At 73.5% G+C, this 16,945-nt stretch carries 18 protein-coding genes; 11 read left to right on the forward strand and 7 right to left on the reverse strand.

The features are described 5' to 3' along the window. The 3 genes from ACFVX9_RS28940 to ACFVX9_RS28950 all read right to left on the reverse strand — a co-directional run. Positions 1-241: hypothetical protein (locus ACFVX9_RS28940; protein WP_387984309.1), on the reverse strand; the 241-nt coding region annotated here is incomplete at its 3' end. Continuing rightward, a complete protein-coding gene (locus ACFVX9_RS28945; RefSeq protein WP_387984310.1) occupies positions 238-1,119 on the reverse strand; it encodes a hypothetical protein in 882 nt (293 codons plus the stop codon). The genes ACFVX9_RS28940 and ACFVX9_RS28945, both read right to left, overlap by 4 nt. A gap of 77 nt (positions 1,120-1,196) precedes the next feature. Beyond that, complete coding sequence (locus ACFVX9_RS28950; RefSeq protein ID WP_387984312.1) at positions 1,197-2,117, reverse strand: hypothetical protein; 921 nt, start codon at positions 2,115-2,117, stop codon at positions 1,197-1,199. Between the two features lie 335 nt (positions 2,118-2,452). On the opposite strand from ACFVX9_RS28950, the gene ACFVX9_RS28955 reads away from it, so the two are divergent. The 4 genes from ACFVX9_RS28955 to ACFVX9_RS28970 all read left to right on the forward strand — a co-directional run bounded on the left by ACFVX9_RS28955 (position 2,453) and on the right by ACFVX9_RS28970 (position 6,581). After that, the gene (locus tag ACFVX9_RS28955; protein ID WP_063352845.1) at positions 2,453-3,421 is read left to right on the forward strand and encodes an ATP-binding cassette domain-containing protein; all 969 of its coding nucleotides are present in this window, start codon (positions 2,453-2,455) and stop codon (positions 3,419-3,421) included. Further along, a complete protein-coding gene (locus ACFVX9_RS28960) occupies positions 3,418-4,269 on the forward strand; it encodes an ABC transporter permease (RefSeq protein ID WP_387984314.1) in 852 nt (283 codons plus the stop codon). Before ACFVX9_RS28955 ends, ACFVX9_RS28960 begins: the two co-directional genes overlap by 4 nt. Positions 4,270-4,506: 237 nt before the next feature. Beyond that, complete coding sequence (locus ACFVX9_RS28965; protein WP_387984316.1) at positions 4,507-5,907, forward strand: sensor histidine kinase; 1,401 nt, start codon at positions 4,507-4,509, stop codon at positions 5,905-5,907. Next, positions 5,904-6,581, forward strand: a complete 678-nt coding sequence (locus ACFVX9_RS28970; RefSeq protein WP_363586833.1) for a response regulator transcription factor — start codon at positions 5,904-5,906, stop codon at positions 6,579-6,581. The genes ACFVX9_RS28965 and ACFVX9_RS28970 overlap by 4 nt, the downstream gene beginning before the upstream one ends. Positions 6,582-6,632: 51 nt before the next feature. On the opposite strand, the gene ACFVX9_RS28975 is transcribed toward ACFVX9_RS28970, so the two are convergent. From ACFVX9_RS28975 to ACFVX9_RS28985, 3 genes are all read right to left on the reverse strand, one after another. After that, positions 6,633-7,094, reverse strand: a complete 462-nt coding sequence (locus ACFVX9_RS28975) for an SRPBCC family protein (protein ID WP_387984318.1) — start codon at positions 7,092-7,094, stop codon at positions 6,633-6,635. A gap of 218 nt (positions 7,095-7,312) precedes the next feature. Further along, positions 7,313-7,513 (reverse strand): DUF397 domain-containing protein, encoded by a 201-nt coding sequence (locus ACFVX9_RS28980; protein WP_387984320.1) that lies wholly within the window; start codon positions 7,511-7,513, stop codon positions 7,313-7,315. Further along, positions 7,506-8,339: a Scr1 family TA system antitoxin-like transcriptional regulator gene (locus ACFVX9_RS28985; protein ID WP_380484635.1), complete on the reverse strand. Its 834-nt coding sequence runs from the start codon at positions 8,337-8,339 to the stop codon at positions 7,506-7,508. The genes ACFVX9_RS28980 and ACFVX9_RS28985 overlap by 8 nt, the downstream gene beginning before the upstream one ends. A 338-nt stretch (positions 8,340-8,677) precedes the next feature. On the opposite strand from ACFVX9_RS28985, the gene tgmA reads away from it, so the two are divergent. The 6 genes from tgmA to ACFVX9_RS29015 all read left to right on the forward strand — a co-directional run bounded on the left by tgmA (position 8,678) and on the right by ACFVX9_RS29015 (position 13,092). Beyond that, positions 8,678-8,938: a putative ATP-grasp-modified RiPP gene (gene tgmA / locus ACFVX9_RS28990; RefSeq protein WP_380344565.1), complete on the forward strand. Its 261-nt coding sequence runs from the start codon at positions 8,678-8,680 to the stop codon at positions 8,936-8,938. Further along, positions 8,938-9,903 (forward strand): ATP-grasp ribosomal peptide maturase, encoded by a 966-nt coding sequence (gene tgmB, locus ACFVX9_RS28995; RefSeq protein ID WP_387984323.1) that lies wholly within the window; start codon positions 8,938-8,940, stop codon positions 9,901-9,903. Before tgmA ends, tgmB begins: the two co-directional genes overlap by 1 nt. Further along, positions 9,900-11,042, forward strand: a complete 1,143-nt coding sequence (gene tgmC, locus ACFVX9_RS29000) for an ATP-grasp peptide maturase system methyltransferase (RefSeq protein WP_387984325.1) — start codon at positions 9,900-9,902, stop codon at positions 11,040-11,042. The genes tgmB and tgmC overlap by 4 nt, the downstream gene beginning before the upstream one ends. Positions 11,043-11,154: 112 nt before the next feature. Then, complete coding sequence (locus tag ACFVX9_RS29005; protein WP_387984327.1) at positions 11,155-11,808, forward strand: hypothetical protein; 654 nt, start codon at positions 11,155-11,157, stop codon at positions 11,806-11,808. Between the two features lie 53 nt (positions 11,809-11,861). After that, positions 11,862-12,605, forward strand: coding sequence for a helix-turn-helix domain-containing protein (locus ACFVX9_RS29010; RefSeq protein ID WP_380484626.1), 744 nt, complete (start codon positions 11,862-11,864; stop codon positions 12,603-12,605). A 10-nt stretch (positions 12,606-12,615) separates the two neighbouring features. Continuing rightward, on the forward strand, positions 12,616-13,092 hold the full coding sequence (locus ACFVX9_RS29015; RefSeq protein WP_380344553.1) for a hypothetical protein: 477 nt from the start codon (positions 12,616-12,618) through the stop codon (positions 13,090-13,092). 91 nt (positions 13,093-13,183) lie between these two features. On the opposite strand, the gene ACFVX9_RS29020 is transcribed toward ACFVX9_RS29015, so the two are convergent. Continuing rightward, positions 13,184-13,837 carry a class I SAM-dependent methyltransferase gene (locus tag ACFVX9_RS29020; protein WP_063352855.1) on the reverse strand — a complete coding sequence of 218 codons (654 nt, stop codon included), beginning with the start codon at positions 13,835-13,837 and terminating at the stop codon, positions 13,184-13,186. A gap of 249 nt (positions 13,838-14,086) precedes the next feature. Here ACFVX9_RS29020 and ACFVX9_RS29025 point away from each other — a divergent pair, with 249 nt between their 5' ends. Next, positions 14,087-16,834: a M4 family metallopeptidase gene (locus tag ACFVX9_RS29025; RefSeq protein ID WP_387984330.1), complete on the forward strand. Its 2,748-nt coding sequence runs from the start codon at positions 14,087-14,089 to the stop codon at positions 16,832-16,834. Positions 16,835-16,945 lie beyond the last annotated feature (111 nt).

The following is a 16,945-nucleotide window of genomic DNA, read 5'->3' on the forward strand; positions in this document are numbered from 1 at the left end:
CGACGGCCCCCCCGGCCAGCGCCGCCGCGGCTGTCGCGGCACCCGCGCGCAGCAGGCGGCGGGAGGCGGGGCGCGGGGCGGCGGGCGCGGTGGGATCGGTGGGCGCGGCGGCGGTCGGCGCGGCGGGCTCGGCGGCGAACTGCTGCTCGGCGACGGGCTGTTCGGCGGCGGCCGGGGCCGCCTCGGGGGCGGTCGGCGCCGGCGTGGCGGCCGGGGTCCCGGTCATGCTGTTGTCGGTCATACCAGCCGCTCCCATTGCTGCTTGGCGAGGTCCTTCACGACGTCGGGGTTCACCGGCTTGGGGTCGAAGACCTCCACCACCATCGCCACCGTGCCGCGCTGGGCTACGGCCTGGCCGTAGTAGTACCGATCGGCGCTGTCGGCCCAGTACCTGGGTGTCTCGTCCACCCGGTAGCCGCCGTTGGCGCCGTCGGCGAACGGCTTCAGGTTGCGGGTGGTGCCGACGGCGTGCGTGGCGGCTTCGTCGGCGTGGTCCGGCGCGTACTGGACCAGCGACACGCGGTACCTGGCGTCGCCCTTCTTCCAGTCCACCTCGGCCGCGCGCCGGAAGCCCCGGGAGTTCAGGTCCTTGAAGTCGCGGACCGCGCTGTCGCTGTGCTCGGCGAGCTCGCCGACCGACACCCAGCTCGGCTTGTCCGGGAATTCTCCCCAGGCGGTGCTGCCGTCCGGGGCGCCGATCAGCAGCTTGAGCAGGTCGCCGTCGATGGCCAGCGGTTTGGGTTGCTGGGCGGCGTAGGCGGTCGGGTCGACCGCCACGGCCGGGTAGGACGGGCGCGCGACCTGGATCGGCGGCAGCGGCGTCGGCGGGCGCTGGGCCTGGACGGCGTAGCCGACGCCGCCGCCCACCAGGGTGCCGAGCACCAGTCCGGACACCGCCAGCAGCACCGGGCGCGGGCGGCGCGGGGCGCGGGGCGCCCGCTCGGGGGCGGCCGACAGGAGCTCGGGGGCCGGCGCGTCGGACGGCACTTCAGTGGCGAACTGCGGTGCTGCGAAAGGCGGTTCGGCGGAAGACGGTTCGGCGGGCATGGCGGCGGGCCGCGGCGGGGCGGCGGGCGCCGGCGCGGTGCCGGGCGGGGGCAGCGCGGGTTCGGTGGTCACGGGGTGGCTCCAGAGGAGGGTGGGGAGGACGGCGTCGGGGCGGGCGGCGGCGCGGGTTCAGCCGCGTTCAGCTGCGTTCAGCCGCCGGAGGCGAGCCACTCGCGCTGGCGCTTCATCAGCCCGCTCAGCAGCGCCTTGTCCGGTGTCCCCTTCACCTCGACGTCGATCGTGTACTGGACGTCGCCCTGGCTGGAGATGCCGGTCATCGAGCCGGTGTACGCCTGCTGCTTGGGCTTGTGCAGGTAGCCGTGGGCGTTCGGGTCGCCGTCGATGTCGATCGGGTCCTGCGACTTGAGGGTGTATCCCTGGACGAACTCGCGCGCCATCGAGGTGGAGCCGAAGCGCAGCAGGGTGACGGTGACCTCGGCCTTGCCGTCGGCCGTCCGGTACATCCGGGTGGCGCCCGACTGGTAGCCGTACGAGCCGAGGATGTCCATGATGCCGTCCTGCTTGCCGAACAGGTCGGCGACGTCGTCGTTGGTCATGGTCATCCCGTCCGCGGGCCCGTACGACTCGCCGCCGTCCGGGATCGGGAGCAGGAAGTAGCGCAGGTCGCCCTCGTGCTTGCCGCCGTTGACGGTCCCCTTGACGGTGCTGGCCGGTTTGGGGGTGGTCGGGGCGGCGGTGGGCGTCGGCACCGGTACCGGGGTGGCGGAGGGCGTCGGACTCGGGCTGGCGGTGGTGGTGGCCGGCGCGGGTGCGGCGGCGGCCGGGCGGGTGTCCGGCCTGCCGACGGCGACGGTCACCGCGGCGCTGGTCGCCGTGACGGCGAGCAGGCCGGCGGTGGCCAGGACGACGCCGACGGCGCGCGGCAGCCGGCGCGCGGCCGGTTCGGGTGCGACGGCGTGCTGCGGCGCGGCGTCGGGCTGCGGTACGCAGGCGTGCTCCGGTACGGCGGGGTGCTGCGGCGCAGCGGGGTGCTGCGGTACGGCGGCCGGTTGCGGCGCAGCGTCGGGCTGCTCCGCAACGGCGGCTGTTTCGTTTTCGGGCGCGGACAAGGAACTCCCCCGGGAGAATGTGGGATCTCGCGCGCGGACTCCCTCGCAAACCGCTCCCCCGGCGGTTCTCCGGACCGTCCATCACGCGTCTCAGCAGGCATTATGAGAGACCGTTCGCACCGCTGCCAACAAAGTTAATCGCCGCACTCCGGTCCAATACTCGATGAATCGGACACGTCGTGATGTAACCGCAACAGGCGATCCGGGCACGGTACCGCGGTACCGCGCCCCTTCCGATGATCGGTCCGGGGTACCACGGATCGCGCCGGCGCCGCACCTAGCGTGGAGTGTGAGGGAGGCCGGGACGGTCCGGCCCCGGAGCGTAGGGGTGAGCGATGATCGAGGCGCACCAGCTGACGAAGCGGTACGGGGAGAAGACCGCCGTCGACCGGCTCGACTTCACGGTCAAGCCCGGCACGGTCACCGGCTTCCTCGGGCCCAACGGCGCCGGGAAGTCCACCACCATGCGGATGATCGTCGGACTGGACGCGCCCACCAGCGGCTCGGTGCGCGTCAACGGGCGCCGTTACGCCGCGCACGCGGCGCCCTTGCAGGAGGTCGGGGCGCTGCTGGAGGCCAAGTCGATCCACCCGGGGCGCTCCGCGTTCAACCACCTCATGGCCCAGGCGCACACCCACGGCATCCCGCGCTCGCGGGTGGAGGAGGTCGTCGAGCTGACCGGGCTGCAGTCGGTGGCCAGGAAGCGTGCCGGGGCGTTCTCGCTGGGCATGGGCCAGCGGCTGGGGATCGCGGCGGCGCTGCTGGGCGACCCGGCGACGGTGATGCTGGACGAGCCGGTCAACGGCCTCGACCCGGAGGGCGTGCTGTGGATCCGCAACCTCCTCACCTCGCTGGCCGCCGAAGGCCGCACCGTCTTCGTGTCCTCGCACCTGATGAGTGAGGTCGCGCTGGTCGCCGACCACCTGATCATCGTCGGGCGGGGCCGGCTGCTGGCCGACACCACCGTGCAGGACCTGGTCCGCCAGGCCGGCGGCGACGTGGTGAAGGTGGCCAGCGCCGATCCGGCCCGGCTGCGCACGGCGCTGGCCGGGCCCGGGGTGGAGGTCACCGGCCGTTCCGGCTCGGAGGAACTCCTCGTCACCGGCCTGGCCGCGCGGGAGATCGGCCTGCGGGCCGCCGAGCAGGGCATCGCCCTGTTCGAGCTCACCACCCGCACGGTCTCCCTGGAGGAGGCGTTCATGGAGCTGACCAGGGACGCCGTGGAGTACCACGGCACCACCACCGCGACCGGGCCCGCCGCCAGTGCGGGTGCCGGCGCCGAGTCCCCGAGGAGCGCGGCATGAGCACCATCGCACCGAGCCAGACGTCCGCGGCCGCCGACCGGCGGCCCGCGCGCCCCGCCTACCGGGTGACGCCCGTGCGCGTGCTGCGCTCGGAGTGGGCCAAGCTGTGGTCGCTGCGCTCGACCTGGATCACGCTGGGCCTGGGCCTGCTGTTCCTGGTCGCGTTCGGGCTGATCGCCGCATTCCAGTTCAAGTCGAGGATCACCTCGGGGCGCCCGATGGACCGGGGGGACTTCGCCGACGCCAGTGCCCTGAGCCTGTCGCTGTTCGGCACCAACTTCGCGCAACTGGCGTTCGGCGTCCTGGGCGTGCTGGTCGCCGCGGGCGAGTACTCCACCGGCATGATCCGCTCCACCCTGGCCGCGGTGCCGCGCCGGCTGCCGGTGCTGTGGTCCAAGGCGGCGGTGTACGGCGTGGTGGTGCTGCTGCTCGGCACCGTCGGGGTGTTCGTCGCCTTCGCGGCCGACAGCGGCATCCTCTCCGGCACCCGCGCGGCGATGACGTTCTCCGACGCCGGCGTCCTGCGCGGCCTGCTGGGGGCCGGGCTCTACCTCGCCCTGGTGGGCCTGATCGGCGTCGCGCTGGGCGCGCTGCTGCGGTCGGTGGCGGGCGGCATCTCGGTGCTGGTGGCCTCGCTGATGCTGGTCCCCGGCCTGATCTCGCTGCTGCCCTCGTCCTGGCAGGACCACATCAGCCCCTACCTGCCCAGCAACGCGGGCCAGGCGTTGTTCGCCCTGCACCACGACGCGACCACGCTGTCGCCCGCCGCGGGGCTGGCGGTGTTCCTGCTGTGGACGGTGCTCGCCCTGGCGGGCGCGGCCGTGCGGCTGGTGCGCAGCGACGCCTGAGGACTGGGAGACTGCGTGGACGTCCCGGTGCGGTGCCCGTTCGAGTCGGGTGCCGCACCGGGCGCGTTTCGTTTCCGTTTCCGTATCCGTTTTCGTGTCCGTTTTCGTGTCCGTTCCGGGATGAGGCTGGACGAAGGTGACGACCGTTGCGGATGAGCTGGACGAAGGTGACGACCGTTGCGGATGAGCTGGACGAAGGTGACGACCGTTGCGGATGAGCTGGACGAAGGTGACGCCGTGAGCGAGCACGACACCGCCGCGGGGGCGGGGGGCGACCCGCTGTCGGGGCACCCGGTGTTCGCGCGCCTGGCCCGGCTGGGGCAGCGGGCGCGGCAGGCGGACCGCGACCACCCGTGGGTACTGGACACCGCGGTGGTGGCCGCGGTCTTCCTGCTGTTCTGCCTGCCGGACCTGCTGCCCTTCCACGACGGCGGGGAGCGGGCGCGCGAGCACCGGATCGTCTTCGCCCGCCCGCCGCTGGCGGCGATGCTGGCCTTGCAGGCGGGGCTGCTGCTGCCGCTGCTGTGGCGCCGGCGGCACCCGGCGGCGGCGTTCGCGGCGGTCGCCGCAGTGTTCGTCCTGCAGTGGTCGCTGGGGGTGGCGCTGCGCGCGGACGTCGCGCTGCTCGTCGCCCTCTACAGCCTGGCCCTGCACGGGAGCCTGCGGCACCTGGCATGGGCGTGCACGGCGATGGCCGGCGCGTCGGCGCTGGTCGCGGTGGAGCTGTCCGGCGGGCTGCCGGTCGGGGACGCGCTGTTCTTCCTGTTCAGCGCGGCGACGGCGGCGGTGGCCGTCGGCATCGCGGTGCGCATCCGCCGGGCCCAGCTCGCCGGGCTGCGCGAGCGGGCGGCGCGGCTGGAGGTCGAGCGCGACCAGCGCAGCCGGCTGGCCACCGCCACCGAGCGCACCCGGGTGGCCCGGGAGATGCACGACATCATCGGCCACAACCTGTCCGTGATCATCACCCTGGCGGACGGCGGCGCGTACGCGACCGAGGCCTCCCCCGAGCGGGGCCGGGAGGCGCTGCTGCTGATCGGGGAGACCAGCCGCCAGGCGCTGGGCGAGCTGCGGCGCATGCTCGGCGTCCTGCGCGACCAGGGCGGCGAGCAGGGCCCCGAGTTCACGCCGCAGCCGGGCATCGCCGACCTCGACGGGCTGTGCGCGCGCATCCGGGCCGCCGGGCCGCAGGTCGTGTACACCGCGCGCGGCGAGGTGGGGCGGCTGGACCGCGGGGTGCAGCTGATGGCGTACCGCATCGTCCAGGAGGCGCTCACCAACACCCTCAAGCACGCCGGGCCCGACACCCGGGCGCACGTGACGCTGGCCGCCGAGGGCGGCCGGCTGCGGGTGCGGGTGCGGGACGGCGGTCCGCCCGGCGGTCCACCCGGCGGGGCGGCGCGGGGCGGCACGGCGGGCGAGGAGGGGCACGGTCTCACGGGCATGCGCGAACGCGCGGCCCTGTACGGGGGCACCGTCACCGCCGGGCCCGGGCCCGGGGCAGGATGGACCGTGGAGGCCGTCCTCGACCTCACCCCCGACGGGCCCGACGGACCCGACGGCCTCGGCGGACCCGGCGGACCCGGCGCCTTCACCTCCGATCCCGATCCCGACCCCGACCCGACAGGCGGCCTGACGTGACCACGGTCCTCATCGTCGACGACCAGCCGCTCCAGCGGTACGGCTTCCGGATGCTGCTGGAGAGCCAGCCCGGCACGGAGGTCGTCGGCGAGGCCGCGCACGGCGCCGAGGCCGTACGCCTGGCGGCCGACCTGCGGCCCGACGTCGTCCTGATGGACATCCGGATGCCCGGCATGGACGGCATCGAGGCCACCCGGCGCATCGTCGCCACCGGCGGGCGCTCGCGCATCCTCGTCCTGACCACCTTCGACCTCGACGAGTACGCCCACGCCGCGCTGCGCGCCGGCGCCAGCGGCTTCCTCCTCAAGGACGCCCGCCCGGAGGACCTCCTGGCCGGGATCCGCGCCGTCTCCGAGGGCGACGCCGTCGTCGCCCCCGCCATCACCCGGCGCCTCCTGGACGCCTACGCCCACCACCTGCCCGTGCGCCCGCCCGGCGCGGCCGCCGAGGACGACCCGCGGCTGAACGCCCTGACCGAGCGCGAGCGCGAGATCCTGGTCGCGGTCGGCCGGGGCTGGACCAACGGCGAGATCGCGCAGCGCCTGGTGCTCGCGGAGTCGACCGTCAAGACGCACGTCAGCCGGGTGCTGTCGAAGATCGGCGCCCGGGACCGGGTGCAGGCCGTGATCTTCGCCTACGACCGCGGCCTGAACCGGCCGAACCCGCCGGCCTGAGCCGTCCCGCTCCTGCCGCGCCGCCCCTGCCGCGCCCCTGACGCCGCGGTGTCAGGGGCGCTTCTTCGGGGCGGCTTCGAGGTCGGTGGCGGCGGCGGCCAGGATGGCGCCGAAGACGTGGGCGATGAGGGGCTTGCCGACCCGGCGGGCGAAGGCCGCGCCGACGAGGGGGATCGGGAGCGCGAAGCCGGTCGTCCAGACGACCAGGGTGCCCTCGGAGACCTCCTCGAAGGTCATCCGGCCGAACTCGTGCCGGGCCGGCGGGAAGCTGCGGTCGACGGTGTAGTCGAAGCCGTGCGGGGCGTTGTAGGCGGTGATCCGCTCGTTGAACCAGCCGATCAGCCAGGTGTGCGCCCGCCCGGCGCCCACCCCGTAGGGCGCGCCCTCCCCGGGCCGGGCCAGGCGCGCCCTGAGCACGAACGGGGAGCGGGTGTAGTTGGTGCTCGTGGCGCACCAGTCGAACACCTCGGCGATCGGCGCCGCGACGACCCGTCGCACGGTCACGGTTTCCATGGCTCGTCCCTCTCCTGCAGCGGGGGGCCCGGGTGTCGGCCGCGCCCTGTTCACCGATGAAGACCGGACGCGGCCCGAAACCGTGACATCGGGCGGGTGCGGGCCCGGGTGCGACGATGCCGCCTGCCTACCGTTCGGCTCTGGGCGTGCGGGTCATGAGAGAGACAGGCTTCCCGGCGGTTTCCAGGGTGGCGGGGCGTCAGGGCGGCACGCGTACGTCAGACGTCGCCGAACTCTCCGGAACGGACGGCGGCGACGAAGCTCGACCAGGCGTCGGCAGGGAAGACCAGCGCGGGACCGTGGGGATCCTTGGAGTCACGGACCGGGACGGTGTGGACGACGTTCGCACCGACCTCGACGCAGTTCCCTCCCTGGGTACTGTAGGAACTCTTGTGCCAGGTGGCATTGCGATCATCCATGCTCAAAACCCTTCCGCACGTTTCGAATGAACTCGATGCTCGCTGCTCGGCGCAGCGCCTCGGCCTGGAGATGATCGTACTCACCGGCCCACTCAGCCAACGTCTCCGGATCGCGTTCGAGGTAGCCGCGCCGCTGCGTCTCGCCGTACCCCACGATGGCCCTGTTCGGCATGGTCAGCAACGTAATTGGATGCCCGAACGGGCGGTTCTCGCCTGCTGTGATAGGACACACCTGCACCAGGAAACGGGGACGTGAAGCGAGTGCTTCCAGGTGCCTGAGTTGCGCCACCATGACGTCCCGACCACCGATCGGCCGCCGTAGCGCCCCCTCGTCCATCACCACCTGGACGTGCGGCGCCGGATCTCGGGCGAGGGCCTGCTGTCGGAGCAGCACCTTCTCGATTCGTTCGTCGGCCTGCTGCTGAGTTGCGACCCCCCGCAGGACAGCCGCCTCCTGAAAAACTCGGCTGTACTCGGGCGTTTGGAGCAAACTCGGAACCAGGTTGATCTCGAACAGTCTCAGGGCGATGGCCTTCGCTTCATTGCGCAGGTACTCGTCGAAGCCTTCGAACAAGACCCGCCGACCGGACGTACTCCACTCCCTGAGGAACTGCTCTCCCGACTCGAAGACTCGATCAAGTGCCGTTGAGATCTGTTGACTTGGTTTCCTTCGGCCGTGCTCGAGCGCGGAGATGTACGACGATGTACAGCCGATCAGCTCGGCAAGGTGTTCCTGAGTCCAGCCCCGCTGCTCGCGCGACGTGCGAAGCAGTACGCCGAACTCGGCGGCCGGGGATGTCGGGGGGTCAAGTTCCCGCTTGTTCAAGGCTGTTCGTCCTACCAATCTGACACCGTGGGACAAGTTGAACAGCTCCGCAGCCTAGAGGACAGTTGGCACCCCCGGTAGTCGTCGAACTACGGAACGGAGCCGCTGTCGTGGCGCTCAAAAGCACCCCCGCGTCCCCGAAGCCGCGATACCGCCCGCAGGTCGGCGAACCCGTCACGGACTTGAGGTCCGTTCCGCTCGGATCGGGTTCCCAAGCCCCCACCCCGGCCGTCCCGACCCCGGACAGGTCGAGCGACTGGGGTGGGATTGCACAACTCGGCCAACCGGCCGAGTTGTTGATCCTGTCAGCACCACCACGAAATGGAGGCGCAGTACAGATGACAACCGCACCGTGGGGTACCACCCGGATGGGGCCGTTCACGGCTACCGTCCCGGTCCCGCAGCACACGCCCGTCATCGACCCCGAGACGCAGATTGCGGTGATCGTGGACGAGCACGGGCGCACGGTCGAGTTGGGCGGGCACGGCACCAGCACGAGCGGCCTGACGCCCACCACGACCACGCCCGACGGAAAACCGGGCGGGCCGACCGACGCCGACAGCACCGAGTCCTACGACCAGGACCAGAGCAACGGCTGATGAACGACCGAAGCGGGTCGGTGCTGGTGCTGACCAATCCCCTTGACGTGACCGCGGATGCGGTACTGCGGGTGCTCGCCGAGCGCCGGGTTCCGGTGGTCCGGCTCGATCCCGGCGCCGACCTGCACACGGGTGCCTCGCTGATCGCCACGTACCGCACGGGCCAGCAGCGGGGCACCCTGCGCACGGCCAGCCGGGAGCTCGACCTCTCCGCCGTCCGGTCCGTCTGGGTGCGCCGGGCCTCACCCTACGAAGGGCCCTCCGAACTGGACGGCCAGGACCGCCGGTTCGCCGCCTCGCAATCCCTGTGGGGTGCGGGCGGCATCCTCGCCTCGCTCCCCGCCGCGCACTACGTGAACCACCCCTGGGCCAACCGTGCGGCCGAGCACAAGCCGGCACAATTGGCGGCCGCGCAGCGCTGCGGGTTCCCGGTCCCCGACACGGTGATCACGAACAGCGCGGACGAGGCACGGGAGTTCGTGGCGACCCAGGCCGCCGGGGCGGTGTACAAGCCGTTGTGGAACATCCCCTACTCGGTCGGCAGACAGCCTCACGCCGTGTGGGTGCGCGAGGTCGATCCGGCCGACATCACCGGCGCCGTGTCCGCCTGCCCGCACCTCTTCCAGGCGAAGGTGCCGAAGCTGTTCGACGCAAGGGTGACGGCCGTCGGCAACCGCCTGTTCGGCGTCCGGGTCGACAGCCCCGACCTTGACTGGCGGCGCCGTCAGGACCGGATGACGTGCACCCCGATCGACGTTCCCGAGCCGGTCGCACGTTCGGTCGCCACCTACCTCGGAGAACTTCGCCTGGTCTACGGCGCGTTCGACTTCGCCGTGACCGCCTCCGGCGACTGGTACTTCCTTGAATGCAACCCGAACGGCCAGTGGGCATGGCAGCCGGCCGAGACCACCGAGGCGATTGCCCGCGCCCTCGCCGACCAGCTACAGAAAGGCCGTGACGCATGAGCACGCCGGCTGAACTCCGCACCGCTCTGGCCGACAGGCTCACCGAGGACGGCACGCTGACCGAACGCGAGTGGGACAGCGCGGCGAGGGCCGTTCCGCGAGAGCTCTTCGTCGGAACCTACTTCGCTCCGGTCGCCGGCAGCGTTCCGACCAGCTACCGGTCCGTCCGTCAGGGCGAGCCCGGGTGGCTGGCCGGGATCTACGACGACCAGACGCTGGTGACCCAACTCGACGGCCGCATCGGGCCCGAGGACACCGCTGGGGAGACCGTGACAGGTATCCCGTCATCGTCGTCCACCCTCCCGTCCGTCGTACTGCGCATGTGGCAGCAGCTGGGCGCCGAGGCCGGGCACCGGGTACTGGAGATCGGTACGGGCACCGGGTACTCGACCGCCCTCGGCGCGCACCGCCTCGGGGACGCCGACCTCACCAGCATCGAGCACGACCCCGCGGTCGGCGCGGCAGCGGCAGCGGCGATCAGGACTGCGGGATTCTCCCCCCGGCTGATCATCGGTGACGGGCTGCGCGGCGACCCGGACGGCGGGCAGTACGACCGGATCATCGCCACCTGTTCCGTCCGGTACATCCCTCTCTCCTGGCTCCACCAGGTCAAGCCCGGCGGTCGAATCCTGGTCACCCTCTCCGGGTGGAGCTACGCGAACGCCCTCGTGCTGCTCGACGTGACCGGACCTGGCGAGGCCACTGGCCGGTTCCTGACCGGCCAAACCGGTTTCATGATCGCCCGCACGCACGACCGACCGCCCCGCCCGACGCTGGACCTCCTGCCCGGCAAGGAGCGTCCGACCCGCATCGACCCGGCGAAGCTGGACAGTTGGACGGGCGCTTGGGTGGCCCAGCTTGCCGCACCCGGGGCAATCCGCATGGGTGTGGGGGCTCAACAGATCCTCTGGGACCTGGCCACCGGATCGCAGGCCCGGACGGCGCCCGACCCCACCGGCGGGTGGACCGTGACTCAGCGCGGGCCCGTCTCCCTGTGGGACCAGGTCGAGCAGACGGTTGAGACCTGGCAGGCGGCCGGTGAGCCGCACCAGGATCGCTTCGGGATCACCGTGTCGGCGGCCGGACAGCGGGTCTGGCTCGGCACCGAGGACGGGCCCGGATGGGATCTGCCCGTATAGGCCTGGCTCAGCCCCGCACCGAGCCGTGTCGCACCGGACCGAAACCGTGGCTTCGGGTGGGGGCGTCCTCGGGGTGGCGAGGTCGGGCGGGCGGCGGGGAGGGGGCGGGGTGGTGCGCGAGGCTGCTGTGGAGTGGGGGGCGCTGCACCGGCGGTGTGCGGTGGGTGTGGTGGCGGGGGTGGCGGTGCTGGGGGGCGCGGCCGGGCCGGTGGTGTGGGCGGGGTCGCAGGACCTGCCGGGTGATCGGCGGTGGTGGCTGGTGGTGTGCGGGGTCGCGCTGGTGGCGGCCGTCGGCGCCTCGCTGCCGCTGCTGCGTCGGGTCTCCACCACCGACTACGTCGTCTCCTGCGTGGCGCTGGTGCTGCTGCTGGTGCTCGCCCTGGGCACGGTGTTCGCGGCGGCGCAGGCCGCCTACGCCGTCCGCACCCGGCTGCACGAACCGCCCGGCGTCACGGCCACCGTGACGGGCTGCCGGACGACGGGCCGGGAGCTGGACGACCAGAACCAGGGCCACGACGTCTACGGCTGCACGTACCACTGGAGCGCCGGCGGCCGGGAGTTCGGCGAGGAGCGGCCCACCGGGAAGCTGTATCCGGACGGCCACGAGACCAGGGTGTGGCTCGCCGGCGAGCGGATGATCACGAGCCGGCCCAGCCTGCTCGGGATCCCGCTGTGGATCGTGCTCGCCCTGGCCGGGCTGGCGGGCACGGTCCGGTTCTCGGCGTTCCTGGCCTGGAAGGCCCGCGACGTGGGCCTGAGGCAGTAGGGGGTGGCCGGAATCCGGGGTGGCGGGCGCGGCGCTCTGGCAGCATCGGGCGGATGGGGCAGTGGGAGGGGATCGGGCGGCACTTCGTCGTGGGCGCGGGGTACGCGCTGTACCGGGGGCCGTTGGCGGACAGCACGTCACACCGGCACGCCGCGTTCCAGGTCGCCGTCGCGGCGACGGGCGGCGAGGTGACGATCGTGGACGGGGCCGGGGTCCGCCACCGGGGCGCGGCGGTGGTGGTGGCGCCGATGGTGTGGCACCGGATGGCGCCGGTCCGGGGGGTGTCGGCGTTCTTCGTCGATCCGCACTGCGCGTTCGCGGACCGGCTGCGGGCGGGGTGCGGTGACGGTGTCACCGTGGCGCCCCAGTGGCGGGACCTGGTGGAGGAGGACCTGCAGCCGTCCGGGGTGCTGCCGTCGGCCGAGGTGGACGTGCGGCTGTGGGCGGCGATGGAGGCGCTGACGGACCACCGGGTCGCGCTGCCGGGGCTGGCGGCGCGGGTGGGGCTGTCGCCGCAGCGCCTGCGGGCGCTGGCGCGGCGGCAGTTGGGGGTGCCGCTGGCACGCTGGCGGATCTGGCGGCGGCTGGCCCGCGCCGCCGACGCGCTGGGCGAGGGGCGCACGCTCGCCGAGGCGGCGCTGGCGGGCGGCTTCGCGGACCAGGCGCACTTCAGCCGCCAGATGCGGGAGATGACGGGGCTGACGCCGTCGGCGGTGCTCCCGGTGCTGCGCGCCTCGGGCCCGGCGGGCGGCCCGGGCCGGGCAGGCAGTCCGGCGGGTGCCTCGGGCCGGGCGTAGCCTCGTCCGCATGTGTCTGATGGTGTGGATCGGAACCGAACAGCCCGTGCTGCCGATCCCCTGCGCCGCCGGTCCGCAGCTCGGGACCTGCTACTGCGGGGTTCGCGAGACTGCCGCCGACGCGCCCGTTCGAGCCCGCTTCACTTCACCGCACGTGACCTGCGTCGGCTCGCACGAGGGCTGCGGCTGCGGGTTCAACAGCTCCCGGTTCGAGTGGGAGGGGTTCACCGACACGGCCGACGCGATGGCGCTCGTCGACGCGATGCGGGACGAGGAGCGCGAGGAGTTCCTCGCGCAGAAGCACTCACGGGAGTTCCTGGCGGCGCTGGTGTCCGCGGCCCTTTTGCACGGGCCGGTCGACATCTACATGTGCTGGGCCGGGGACGAGGACGAACCGCCCGACCGCGTGGAGAGCATCGAGGCACGCCGGCTGACGGAGTGCCTGACTCCGCTCCAGGAGCGGGTGAAGTACACGGCGCTCGGCTGAGCAGGAGGTGCGGGCCTGCCGGTGCGTCATCTCCCCCGGTCGCACGGGGAACCCGGCGGGCGGGGAACCCGACGGGCGGCGCGGGCGCGGCCTACGCGCGGCGGGCGACGTAGAACGACAGCGAGCCGGTGAGCGTGGAGACGGTCTCGGTCTCGCGCACGCCGTGGAAGCCGGCCTCGGTGATCAGCCGGGGCAGGATGCCGTCGGCGTTGGGCTGGGTGTCCTCCTTGCCGTCCGCCAGTTGCACGATGCGGAACGCCAGGCGCATGGCGGCCGTGCGCTGGCGCCCGAAGTCGGCGATGACGAGCTTGCCGCCGGGGCGCAGCGCCGTGTGCATGGAGGCGAGGACGGCCTGTTTCATGGGGATGGGGCACTGGTGGAGGACGAGGCTGGAGACGACGGTGTCGGCCGTTTCGGCGCCCACGAGGTCGGCGACGGCGTCGCCCATGCCGATGTGCCATTCGGGGGTGACGCCGGCGGCGGCGGCCTTGCGGCGGGCCACTTCGAGGGTGGTGGGGTCGGGGTCGACGCCGATGACGCGGGCGCGTGGTTCGACGCGGCCGAGGAGGACGGCCAGGGAGCCGGTGCCGCAGCCGACGTCGAGGATCACGTCGTCGGGGCGGGGGGCCACGTGCATGGCGAGCAGGCTGCGCCACAGGCGTTCGCGGGTGAGGGAGACGATGGGGTCGTAGAGGCGTACGGGGCCGAGGCGGCCGGCGGCGGGGGTGAAGGCGCGATCGGTCATGGGGGTCAGTGTCGGTCGGGGGGTGTGGTGGCGTCTTGAACGAATCGCTCGCCGGGCGGGGCGGGTTGGGGGTTTCCGGGGCTGGTTGCGGGCCGGTTGCGGGGCTGGTTGCGGGGGTCGGGTTCCGGCCCTCCGCGGGCACATAGAAAGTCTATCGACATATGACGTTGGATGACTTATCGTGATCGTCGCGGTGGTCGGCGCGACCGGCCCGCCGCGACCACCGTTCGGCCCTGCGAGAGGACCTCCGTGCCCCGTCGTTCCCGCACGTCCACAGCACTCGGCATCAGCGCCACCGCCGTGGTGGCGCTGGCCCTGGCCGCGCCGCCCGCGCTGGCCGGGCCCGCGGCCGCCCCCGACCCGGTGCCCTCCCTGGTGGCCGGTCAGGACACCGCCGCCCCGCAGCTGGTCACCGGCCTGGCCGAGTCGGCCGTCGGCAGCCCCGCCGACGCCGCCCGCGCCCACCTCGCGGCCCACGCCGACCGCTACCACGTCGACCCCGGCGAGCTGGCCGAGGTCGGCTCCGAGAGCACCGCCGACGGCCGGCGCACCGTCAGGTTCGAGCAGCGCCACGACGGCGTGCCCGTGTTCGGCGCGCAGTACCTGGTGCACCTGACGGGCGAGGGCGCCGGGCAGCGCGTCGAGTCGGTCGGCGGCAAGTACTTCACCGGCCTGACCGTGCCGACCACCGCCACCGTCCCGGCCGCCGCCCTGCGGGACCTGGCGCTCGGCTCCGTCCAGGACCCGAAGGCCCGGGCCGCGGCCACCGCCGAGGACCACGGCCTGGTCGTCCTGCCGGACGGCGCCGGCCGGCTCGCCCAGCGCTTCACCGTGCACGCCGCCGACCCGGCGACCGGGGGGCCCGCGGCCCGCGAGGTCTTCGTGGACGCCACCGTCGGCGTGGTCGCCCTCGCCTACGACACCCGCGCCCCGCTCCCGGCGGGCGGCACCGACCAGCGCGCCGCCGCGGCCGGCCTCGAACCCGCCACCGGGACCGCACCGGACGCCCGCGGCAACTCCGCGAAGGTGAACATCGCCCGCCTGCCGGACGGCAGTTACCAGCTCACCGACCTCACCCGGCCCGCCACCATCACCACCTACGACGCGGGCGGCCGGGACGAGATGGACCTCGGCGGCGGCATCCCCGCCGACCTCCCCCCGGCCCACTCCCCCGGCCCGGACTTCCCGGCCTCCGCCGGCACCAGCGGCGCCACCGACGCCAGCGTCAACGCCGGTATCGTGTACGACTTCTACCACGACCGGTTCGGCCGCAACGGCCTGGACGGCAAGGGCGGCGCGATCACCTCCGTCGTCAACGTGTCCCAGGACGGCGCCCCCTACGCCAACGCGTACTGGGACGGGAAGAAGATGGTCTACGGCAGCGGGGGCCCCAACTACTACCCGTTCTCCGCCGCCCTCGACATCGCCGGGCACGAGATGACCCACGGCGTCATATCGAACACCGCCGACCTGGCCGGCATGGGCCAGGCCGGCGCGATGAACGAGGGGCTCGCCGACTACTTCGGCAACGCCATCGAGGTCACCGCCCGCGGCATGTCCATGAACGACCCGGCGGCGGCGCTGCTCGGCGAGAGCAAGTGCCGCACCGGCACCCCGCAGGCCTGCGCGGACCGCCGGATGGACGACCACCGCACCACCGTGGACGACTACCTCGGCGGCACGGTCGACAACGGCGGACAGCACCTCAACGCCACCATCTTCAGCGGCGCGCTGTGGGACATCCGGCGCACCCTCGACCCGCTCACCGCCGACCGGGTGGTCTACCGGGCGCTCACCGCCTACCTCACCCCGCTCGACGACTTCGTGGCCGGGCGCAACGCGGCACTGGCGGCCGGCCGCGACCTCGGCCTCAGCCACGCCCAACTGCGCACCGTGGCAGCCGCGTTCGACGCGCACGGGATCAAGGCCGGCTGGGAGAGCCGGATCGGCATGGACAGCCGCACGCTGGCGCGCAACCTCTCCTACTCGATGGCGCCCCCGGCCGCCGGCGGCGGGCACTGGGTGGCGATGGCCCCCGCCCCCGACCCGGTCAAGGGCACGGGCGGCACCCTGCCCGGCACCACCGCGCTGTACACCGGCTCCACCACCGGGCGCGGCGCCCCCGTCCGGCTCAGCCCCGACGACGGCCGCTACCACAGCTGGCCCTCCACCGACGGCACCAACGCCGTGTGGAAGGCCATCGGCACCACCGCCAAGGACCACAGCCGGGAGCTGCTGACCGCACCGCTGTCCGGCGCCGGCCCGGTCCGCAGCCTGTTCCTCGCCGACGGGAAGGAGCCCGGCAACCCGCAGGTCTCCGGCGGCGACATCGCCTTCACCGTGCACGACTTCGCCACCGGCCGCACCAGCCTGTGGCTGTCCCACGACGGGGCCCCCGCGGTCGAACTGCCGCTGGCCGACGGGCACCACCCGGACGACCTCACCCTCAAGGACGGCTACCTCGCCTGGACCGAGTCCTGGCAGGACGGGCAGCAGTACGTCACCGCGCCGACCGTCTACTCGATCGCCGCCGGCAAGGTCACCGCGCAGTACACCGCGCACGCCGCCCCCGGCGCCGCCGCGACCACCGCCTCCTCCGCCCGGCTCGCCGGCGGCCGGCTGCTGTGGCTGGACACCCCGGCCGGCGCGGCCGCCCGCGCCTCCATCCGCTCCGGCGCCCTGGACGGCTCCGGCGTGAACGAGGTGCTGGCCGCCGACTCGCCGAACGCCCCGACGCTCGGCAGCGACCTCACCGCCTCCGACCAGGCCGTCACCTACAAGGTCCAGAGCACCAAGCCCGCCGGCGGCTGGACCAACGCCGCGCTGCCCAAGCTCTGGCAGCTCCCGACCGGCGGCGGCACCCCGCAGCGCCTCTCCTGCGACCGGGGCGGCCAGGACCAGCCCGCGGCCGACCAGGGCACCCGGGTGGTCTGGCTGGACTCCACCCCCGGCCGCACCGACCTGGTCGTGCGCGACCGCGCGGCGGGCACCTGCTGACCACCTTTCCCTGACCCCCACCCCCCAGGGGTCCGGGCCGGGGTGGGGGGGTCCCCGCAAGCCGGGGCGGGGAGGCCTCACGCCCCGCCGGGAACGCGGTGTGGTACCCCA

This window comes from Kitasatospora sp. NPDC058243, from assembly GCF_042882025.1.
Lineage (GTDB): Bacteria > Actinomycetota > Actinomycetes > Streptomycetales > Streptomycetaceae > Kitasatospora.